This is a genomic window from Mycobacterium colombiense, assembly GCF_003284935.1.
Lineage (GTDB): Bacteria > Actinomycetota > Actinomycetes > Mycobacteriales > Mycobacteriaceae > Mycobacterium > Mycobacterium arosiense_A.
Genome location: NZ_QMEV01000060.1, coordinates 18,723 through 27,534 on the forward strand (window position 1 = coordinate 18,723; position 8,812 = coordinate 27,534).

At 69.5% G+C, this 8,812-nt stretch carries 6 protein-coding genes and 1 pseudogene; 2 read left to right on the forward strand and 5 right to left on the reverse strand.

Annotated elements, in window-relative coordinates:
* Positions 1 to 49: 49 nt before the first annotated feature.
* A complete protein-coding gene (gene cydD / locus DQP57_RS20940) occupies positions 50 to 1,663 on the forward strand; it encodes a thiol reductant ABC exporter subunit CydD (RefSeq protein WP_112634607.1) in 1,614 nt (537 codons plus the stop codon).
* Positions 1,650 to 3,332, forward strand: a complete 1,683-nt coding sequence (gene cydC / locus DQP57_RS20945) for a thiol reductant ABC exporter subunit CydC (RefSeq protein WP_112634600.1) — start codon at positions 1,650 to 1,652, stop codon at positions 3,330 to 3,332. The genes cydD and cydC overlap by 14 nt, the downstream gene beginning before the upstream one ends.
* Positions 3,333 to 3,725: 393 nt before the next feature.
* Here cydC and DQP57_RS20950 read toward each other — a convergent pair whose 3' ends face one another.
* The 5 genes and pseudogenes from DQP57_RS20950 to DQP57_RS20970 all read right to left on the reverse strand — a co-directional run.
* Positions 3,726 to 5,126 carry a bifunctional lysylphosphatidylglycerol flippase/synthetase MprF gene (locus DQP57_RS20950; RefSeq protein WP_112634601.1) on the reverse strand — a complete coding sequence of 467 codons (1,401 nt, stop codon included), beginning with the start codon at positions 5,124 to 5,126 and terminating at the stop codon, positions 3,726 to 3,728.
* Between the two features lie 143 nt (positions 5,127 to 5,269).
* A complete protein-coding gene (locus DQP57_RS20955) occupies positions 5,270 to 6,118 on the reverse strand; it encodes an acyl-CoA thioesterase II (protein WP_112634608.1) in 849 nt (282 codons plus the stop codon).
* 92 nt (positions 6,119 to 6,210) lie between these two features.
* Complete coding sequence (gene pyk / locus DQP57_RS20960; RefSeq protein ID WP_112634602.1) at positions 6,211 to 7,629, reverse strand: pyruvate kinase; 1,419 nt, start codon at positions 7,627 to 7,629, stop codon at positions 6,211 to 6,213.
* A gap of 66 nt (positions 7,630 to 7,695) precedes the next feature.
* A complete protein-coding gene (locus tag DQP57_RS20965) occupies positions 7,696 to 8,049 on the reverse strand; it encodes a DUF2752 domain-containing protein (protein WP_430919879.1) in 354 nt (117 codons plus the stop codon).
* A gap of 179 nt (positions 8,050 to 8,228) precedes the next feature.
* Positions 8,229 to 8,812: pseudogene (locus tag DQP57_RS20970) on the reverse strand (prolipoprotein diacylglyceryl transferase); the annotation flags it as partial.

An 8,812-nucleotide genomic window follows, 5' to 3' on the forward strand; every position in this document is an offset into this window, starting at 1 on the left:
CGCCGGCCGGGCGCCGCTCGATCCGAGGTTGTGGCGGGCGTCGGCATCGTTGCGCCGCTACCTGGTCGCCGTGGTGGGTTGCGGCGTGGTGATCTCCGGCTGCGCGATCGGCTCGGCGATCGTGCTGGCGGGCATCGTCGCCCGTGTCGTCGGCGACACTTCGGCCCGGGGCCTGCGTGGGTGGCTCGGTCCGCTGTCAATCCTGTTGGCGCTGTGGGCAATTCGCGCGGTGACGCATTGGCTGCAGGCCCGGCTGGGGCAACGCGGAGCCAGCGCGGTCATCGCCGACCTGTCCGGGCAGGTGCTCGCGGCGGTGACCGCCCGGCACCCCCGTCGACTCGCCGCGCAGCGCGACGCCGCCGCCGTCGTGGTCACCCGCGGCCTGGATGGCCTGCGCCCCTATTTCACCGGTTACCTGCCGACATTGCTGCTCGCCGCCATCCTGACCCCGGCCGCCGTCGCCGTGATCGCGGCCTACGACCTGAAATCGGCGGCCGTCGTGGCGATCACGCTGCCCCTGATACCGATCTTCATGGTGTTGATCGGGCTGGCAACCGCCGACCGGTCTGCGGCGGCGCTGGCCGCGATGACCACGCTGCAGGCCCGGTTGCTCGACCTGATCGCCGGCATCCCGACCTTGCGGGCGCTGGGTCGCAGCTCCGGGCCCGAACACCGGATCGCCGAACTGGCGGCCGCGCACCGCCGCTCGGCCATGGCGACGTTGCGGATCGCATTCCTGTCGGCCCTGGTGCTCGAGCTGCTGGCGACGCTGGGGGTGGCGTTGATCGCCGTCGGGATCGGCCTTCGTCTGGTGTTCGGCGAGATGAGCCTGGCCACCGGCCTGACGGTGCTGCTGCTCGCACCGGACGTGTACTGGCCGCTGCGCCGCATCGGCGTGGAATTCCATGCCGCACAAGACGGCAGGACCGCCGCCGGTGCGGCGTTCGACCTGATCGGCGAGCCGGCGGCGTCGACGGCGCGGACCCGGACGGTCGCCGCGCGCGGCGCGCGGATTCGCCTCGAGCGTCTGAGTGTGGACGGCCGCGACGGCCAGGCGCCACGCGATCTGAGCGCGGTCATCGAGCCGGGCTCGGTGACGGTGCTCACCGGGCGTAACGGCGCCGGCAAGAGCACCGCCCTGCAGGCGATCGCCGGCATCGGCAGGCCCTCCTCGGGCCGGGTCATGGTGGACGGCGTCGATGTCGCCGAGCTGGAGCCGGCCGGCTGGTGGGCGCAACTATCCTGGCTGCCGCAACGCCCGGTGCTCGTCCCGGGCACCGTCGAGGACAACCTGGCGCTGCTCGGACGACTCGATGACGTCGAAAAGGCTTGTGCCGACTCCGGATTCGATGCGGTGCTGGCCGAGCTGCCCGATGGACGCAGCACCGTGCTCGGGCGCGGCGGTGTCGGGTTGTCGCTGGGGCAACGCCAACGGCTGGGCCTGGCCCGCGCGCTCGGCTCGGCGGCCGCGGTGTTATTGCTCGACGAGCCGACCGCACACCTGGACGCTCGCACCGAGCAACGCGTTCTGCGGGCCATCGTCGAACGGGCCCGGGCCGGCGCCACCGTGATCGTCGTCGGCCACCGCGCGCCGGTGCTGGCCATCGCTGACCAGATCGTCGAGGTGGTCGCCGAACACGGGGTGCGTTATGCCCCAGCCTGAGCCCGCGTTCCGTCATCGCGAGCCACTGTTGGCCGCGACCGGCATGCTGCGCCCGCGACTGCCCCGCGTGCTGGCGGCCATCGCCCTGGGGGTGCTCTCGCTGGGCAGCGCGCTGGCGCTGGCCGGTGTCTCGGCGTGGCTGATCACGCGCGCCTGGCAGATGCCGCCCGTGCTGGACCTGTCGGTCGCGGCGGTGGCGGTCCGCATGTTCGCGATTTCGCGTGGCGTGCTGCACTATTGCGAGCGACTGGCCACCCACGACACGGCCTTGCGCGCGGCCGGCACCGCACGGGTGCAGATCTATCAGCGGCTGGCGCGCGGACCCGCGGCGGCCGCCCTCCGGCTGCACAGCGGTGAACTGGTCGCCCGCGTGGGTGCCGACGTCGACGAACTGGCCAACGTCCTGGTGCGCGCGCTGGTGCCGATCGGCGTCGCGGCGGTGCTGGCCGTGGCGGCGACCGCGGTCGTCGCCGCCATCTCACCCGCGGCGGCCGTCGTGCTGGCGGCCTGCCTGCTGATCGCCGGGTTCGTCGCACCCCGCCTCGCGGGGCGGGCCGCCGCGACCCAGGAAGGCGTTGCGCGCCAGCATCATTCCGAACGCGATACCTCGGCGATGCTGGCGCTCGAACACGCCCCCGAGCTTCGGGTCGCCGGCCTGCTTCCCGGGGTCATCGCCGAATCGCAACGCCGGCAACGCGCGTGGAGCGACGCCCTGGACGTGGCCGCCAAACCGGCCGCCATCGCCGAGGCGATGACCACCGCGGCGATCGGGGCCAGCGTGCTGGGCGCGGTGGTGTGCGGGATCGGGTTGGCGCACGCGGTCGCCCCCACCACCCTGGCGGTGTTGATGCTGCTGCCGCTGTCGGCCTTCGAGGCGATGACGCCGTTGCCGGCCGCCGCGATCCAGTTGACGCGGTCACGGATCGCCGCGCGCCGCCTGCTCGACCTGACCCCGTCGGGGCCCGGCGGCGCCACGGCAAGCTCACCCGCCCCGGCCGGCACCGGACGGTTGACGGCCGTCGTGCGTTGCGGCCACGACGGCGCGGCACGCTGCACCCGGATGGCGGTCGACCTGCCGCCCGGCGCGAGGCTGGCCGTCACCGGCGCCAGCGGTGCCGGGAAGACGACCCTGCTGATGACCCTCGCCGGTCTGTTGCCGCCGCTGGACGGGCAGGTGACGCTTGACGGCATCGCCCTGAGCGAGATCACCGAGATCGACTTGCGCAGCGCTGTCGGGTTTTTCGCCGAGGACGCCCACATCTTTGCCACCACCGTCCGCGACAACCTGCTGGTCGCGCGCGGGAACAGCCGCGACGACGAGCTGGCGGCGGCACTGGACGTCGTGGGCCTGGGCCCCTGGCTCGCCGCGCTGCCCGACGGTTTGTCGACCGTGCTCACCGGTGGCGCGCAGGCCCTTTCGGCCGGCCAGCGCAGGAGGCTGTTGCTGGCCCGCGCGGTGATCTCCCCCGCGCGGATCGTGCTGCTCGACGAGCCGACCGAGCACCTCGATGTTACCGACGCCGAACGGGTCCTGCGCGACCTGTTGGCCCCCGATTCCCGGCTGATGCAAGCACAGCGGACGGTGGTGGTGGCGACTCACCACCTGCCCGAGGGGCTGAACTGTAAGCAGCTACTCGTCGTTGCAGAGGCGCAGCAAGACCTCATCTAGCGTCTCGGCGCCGGCGGCCGGGTCGCGCAACCTGCTCGGGCAGCGTCCCCACAACGCCAGCGGTACCTCGTAAGGCGCGAGCTCTACCACAACGCCGGCGTCGGAAGGTGTAGTCGATAATCCTTTCCCGTGTGACAACGACATTCGGGCCATGCCCGCTTCGCAACGTCAGCAGCCGTGATATCACGCGCCCGTCATGCCAGCGACGGGCTTCCGCCAGATCCGGGAGCGCGTCGAATGCGGCCAGCGCGTGGGTAACCATTGCCGTATTCGAGAGCAATCGGACACTGAGTTCGTCATCTCCCACGTGGTTGTGTAATCCGCAGTCAACCCTCTGACACGACACGACACCGCGCTGGCTGTTTTGCGACCACAGTAGGAGCCGCGGCGCGCTCAAAGGTGACGCCGGCGCGGCATGAACTCCAGCGACAAGAGCACGAACAACAACTTGACAATCTGTGTCATGGAGATGACCGCGTACCGCCGGGCGTCGAGGGCATGCCACTTGCGCACATACCGGTACAGCGACTCGAGGGCGATCAGCGGGTCGAGCACGTGGGTCAACCGGTAGAAGACCCCCTGGGTCCAGCCTCGCTTCTTGGCGTCGAAGATTTCGGGGAATGCCGCGAACGCGAGCGAAACACGCTGTGCTCCAGCCTCTTTACCCGCCATGATCATGTCGACGCTGAGCCGCTCGTCGAGCCCGTTCGGCGCGCCGCGCCGGCGCCATGGCACGTCGAGGGTGATGTCACTGCCGCCGCCGGCGGTGGCATACCGGTGGAACGCCTGCACCTTGCCCGTTTTGTCCCTGGCGATGATCAGCCGTATCCCGGGGAACCGGCCCTCCAGCACGCCGTCGAGGTTCATGTGGAATCCGCGATCGGCATGGGCGCCCTTGGACGACTCGCGCACCACCTCGGTCAGCTCGGCCAGCAGCTCGCCGTCGAGCTCCTGCTCGGACACGATTTCGGTGGTAACGCCGCAGTTGTGGGTGCGCTGCACCGCCTGTCGCAGGTTGCGGAACTTACGGCCCACCATGTCGAAGCCGGCCACGTCGACGACCACATCGCGTCCAATCGGTATGGGCCGCAACGATTGTCCCAGCACCGCCGGATCGCTCCACAGGTCGAGCCGCCGCTCGCTGCAGCCCACCACGGCGATGCGCCAACCGTGGGCGTGGCAGAACGCGGCGAAATCGGCCACCAGTTCACCGAAGTGCGCCTCGTCCCCGATCGGGTCACCGCCGACCACGGCGATCCCCATCCGCGTCCGGTAGGCCAGGGCCGCCGTCCCGTCGGCGGTGAAGTGATAGCTCTTGCCGGTCTGCATCGTGAACGGTGCGAGCGCGTCGCCGCTGGTCGCCTCGATCAACTTCCACACCCTCGGCAGGTCGGCGGGCCGCGGGTGAGAGGTCGTCGGCCACATCAACACCATGCCCGAGCTGGCGATCACCACGTCGCCGAGCAGGTCAAAGGACAACACGTGCAGGCCCAGCCCCGCCAGCACGAAAAAGGCCGCGACGGCGGCGTGCATGGTGGTCACCGGCCGCCCCAGGAAGATGCCCCGGGCCATCCAGGCCACCGCCACCAGCACCGTCAGCGACCAGGCCAACCGGTCGCTGTACTGCCAATTGGGTTGGCTGTGGTGGCGCGCGAGGATCTCGATGAGCCAGCACGCCGCGCCGAACAGCGCCAGCGCGCCAAGCAACCGGGCCGCGAGTGAATCGACCGAGACGACAACGCGTTCGCGCGCGCGGGGTCTTGCTACCGTGACGTCCACCACTGGCCCGTTCACACTCACCTCCCGATGCGCTGACAACAGCTGGGTGGCTTGACGCCGCCTCTGCACCGAATACCCGGCTATGTCAAAGCTACGCCCCATCGCGGCCATTACAAGGGCGAATTCGCGCAGAGATTCCGCGGCTATTGGGTCACGTTTTAACGGCGGGAAGAGGGGAAGTATTTCAGCACGCCTTCTTGCACCACCGTGGCCAGCGGTAGGCCGGACCTGTCGAAGAAGTGCCCGGTGCCCAGCCCGCGGGAATCGGCCGCGACCGGCGACGATGTGGCGTACAACACCCAGTCGTTGAAGTTGACCTGCCGGTGAAACCAAATGGAATGATTGGCCGAGGCGGCGAATATGCGGTCAAATCCCCAGGAAAGACCGTGCGTGGTGATAACCGAGTCCAAAACGGTGGTGTCCGACGAATACACCATTGTTGCCGTGTGCAATACGGGGTCGTCGGGAATCTCCCCCAACGCCTTCACCCAGACCCGATTGTGCGGGAGCCGTTCGCCCTTCGTGCGCATCACCCAGGCCGGGTCGTTGGTGTAGCGCCATTCGATGGGCTGCAAGGCGTTGACGAAGTGCGGAACGGTCTCCTCGTAGCCGCGCAACAGTTCGCCGATGGTGGGCTGGGTGTGCGGCTCGGCCACGTCCGGCGGCTCGATGCCGTGTTCCAGGCCGCGGCCGCCGGCCATGTAGGAGATCAGCGCCGAGCTCAGCAGCGTGCCGTCCTGCACCGCATCGACGCGCCGGTTGGCGAAGCGGCGCTCGTCGCGCAGCCTCGTCACGCGGAATTCGATGTCCTTGGCGGTGTCTCCCCCGTTGATGAAGTGCACCGACAGCGCGCCCGGCGGCAGGTCGTCACGAACCAGGCTGCGGCTGCTCGCGACGAACGACTGCGACATGAGCTGACCACCGAAGGTCCGCATGGGGTTCTTGCTCGGATGCGAGCCGATGAACAGGTCGTCGTCGACGCGTTCGAGGTCGAGTGTCGCCAGCAGTTCGGTGAAGTCCGAATGGGTCGGTGTCGCGGCTTCTTCCGCCGCATTCGGCTCCTGGGGCTCACAGCCGGCCGGCACACGCTCTCCTTCAGCTAGACGTCGTCCTCCCCGATCCGGTGCACATGGATGAGGTTGGTTGACCCTACTGTGCCAGGTGGCGCGCCGGCGACGATGACCACCAGGTCGCCGCGCTTGTAGCGGCCGAGTTCCAGCAGCGACTTGTCGACCTGGCGGATCATGCCGTCGGTGGAGGTCATCATCGGGACGATGAACGTTTCGGTGCCCCACGTCATCGCCAGCTGGCTGCGCACCTCGGGCCACGCGGTGAAGGCCAGCAGCGGCAGCGGGGTGTGCAGGCGCGCGAGGCGCTTGACCGTGTCGCCGGACTGGGTGAACGCGACCAGCGCCTTGGCGTCGAGCCGCTCGCCGATGTCGCGGGCGGCATACGAGATCACCCCGCGCTTGGTCCGGGGCACGTGCGTCAGCGGCGGGGCGGCCGTCGAATTGTCCTCGACCGCGCAGATGATGCGCGCCATGGTCCGCACGGCCGCCATAGGGTACTTGCCCACCGATGTCTCCCCGGACAGCATGACCGCGTCGGCGCCGTCGAGGACGGCGTTGGCGACGTCGGAGGCCTCGGCCCGGGTCGGCCGCGAGCTCTCGATCATCGAATCGAGCATCTGGGTCGCGACGATGACGGGTTTCGCGTTCTCCCGGGCCATCTGGATGGCCCGCTTCTGCACCAGGGGAACCTCTTCCAGGGGCAGCTCGACGCCCAGGTCGCCGCGGGCCACCATGATGGCGTCGAAGGCCAGCACGATGGCTTCCAGGTTGTCGACGGCCTCGGGCTTCTCCAGCTTCGCGATCACCGGCACCCGCCGGCCCACCCGATCCATCACCTCGTGCACCAACTCGACGTCCGACGGCGATCGCACGAAGGAGAGCGCGACCAGGTCGACGCCGAGTTCCAGCGCGAAGGTGAGGTCATCGATGTCCTTCTCCGACAAGGCCGGTGCGGACACGTTCATGCCGGGCAGCGAGATGCCCTTGTTGTTACTGACCGGTCCGCCCTCGACGACGGTGCAGACGACGTCGTCACCCTCGATGGCCTCGATCACCAGGCCGACCTTGCCGTCGTCGACCAGGATCCGGTCGCCGATGGCGGCGTCCTGGGCCAGCTTCTTATAGGTGGTCGACACCCGGTCGTGGTCGCCTTCGCAGTCCGCCACGGTGATCCGCACGGTTTCGCCGTCGGCCCAGTAGGTGGGCCCGGTGGCGAAACGCCCCAGCCTGATCTTGGGGCCTTGCAAATCGGCGAGCACGCCGACGGCCCGGCCGGTGGCGTCGGAAGCCGAACGGACGCGCTCATAGGCGGCCTTGTGATCCGAGTAGTCGCCGTGGCTGAAATTCAACCGGGCGACGTCCATTCCGGCTTCAACCAGGGCCTGGATCGACTCATCAGAATTGGTCGCAGGGCCAAGGGTGCAGACGATCTTTCCGCGTCTACTCACGCCGACCCAGCATAGTCGTGTGACACCGCCACGGCCCGCAGATAGCCGACGCCGCGCAGTGTGCTCTTACCCACCAAGAACGGTGGGAAACAGCGGGAAGGCGGGCAGGTTACGCAGCACCGTCCAGGCGATCGTCACCACCACGACCGTCAGCAACGCCGCCCGGGACGGCAACGCCCCGCCGCGGGCGCGGCGGACCAGGACCCACACGGCCAGCAGCGGGAGGGCTACCAGCAGGAAGACGTTGTCCTGGATGCCGGCGAGCAGGTCACCGTGCAACAGGTCGTGCGTCATCCGCAGCCCGCCGCAAAACGGGCAATTCCAGCCGGTCAGCATCTTGAACGGACACGGCGGGTAGATCGAGCTCGGCCTGTGTGGGTCGGCCAGCGCGACGTAGGTGAGCGCGCCTCCCAGCGCCACGCCGGTTCCGGCCGCGACGGAGCGGCGATGACGCCCCAACCCGTGCGGATGGGGCCGCCCCGGGGCGTGCGCGGGTGTGCGGGGTTGGGTCATCGAGCGGCTGACCCTGCGGTGGTCACGCTTGTCAGCATGCCAGATGCGGTGCGCCCCGCCCGAGGGAATCGGGCGCGGGTCGGCGGTCAGCGGCCCAGGCGGTTCCGCAGTCGCGAGCCCCATCGCCGACGGGTTTCCGGTTGAACCGGGGCCGTTTCGGGGGCGGGTTCGGGCTCTTGGGCTTCGGGCTCTTGGGCGTCCTCGGCTTCGGGCGCTTCGGCTTCTTCGGCTTCGGACTCTTGGGCGTCCTCGGCTTCCGGCTCCTCGGCCTCCGCCCCCGGTTCCGGCTCCTCCGCTGCGGGCTCGGGTTCTCCGGCTTCGCCTTCGGGCTCGGACTCCTCCGCTTCGACGTCGGGCTCGTCGTCTTCGGTTTCGGACTCGTCGTCTTCGAGTTCTTCGGGCTCATCGTCGTCGGCCTCGAGCTCCGCGGCTTCGAGGTCGCCCGCGTCGGCTTCCTCCACATCGGAATCCCCGGCCGCCGCCGCGGTTTCGGCCTCGTCGGCCGCCGCCTCGACTTCGGGCTCATCGGATTCCGCCGCGGGCTCGGGTTCCTCGGCCGCGGGCTCGGGTTCGGACTCGGGTTCGGGTTCGGGCTCGTCGGCCTCGTCCTCGCCCGGTCCCTCGTCGCTGACTGCCGCCGGGGAGTCAGCCACCGGTTCTTCGACTTCCG

What these genes read in the sequence shown, in the direction of transcription:
- cydC (WP_112634600.1), top strand. Translation starts at nt 1,650, where the DNA reads ATGCCCCAGCCTGAGCCCGCGTTCCGTCATCGCGAGCCACTGTTGGCC.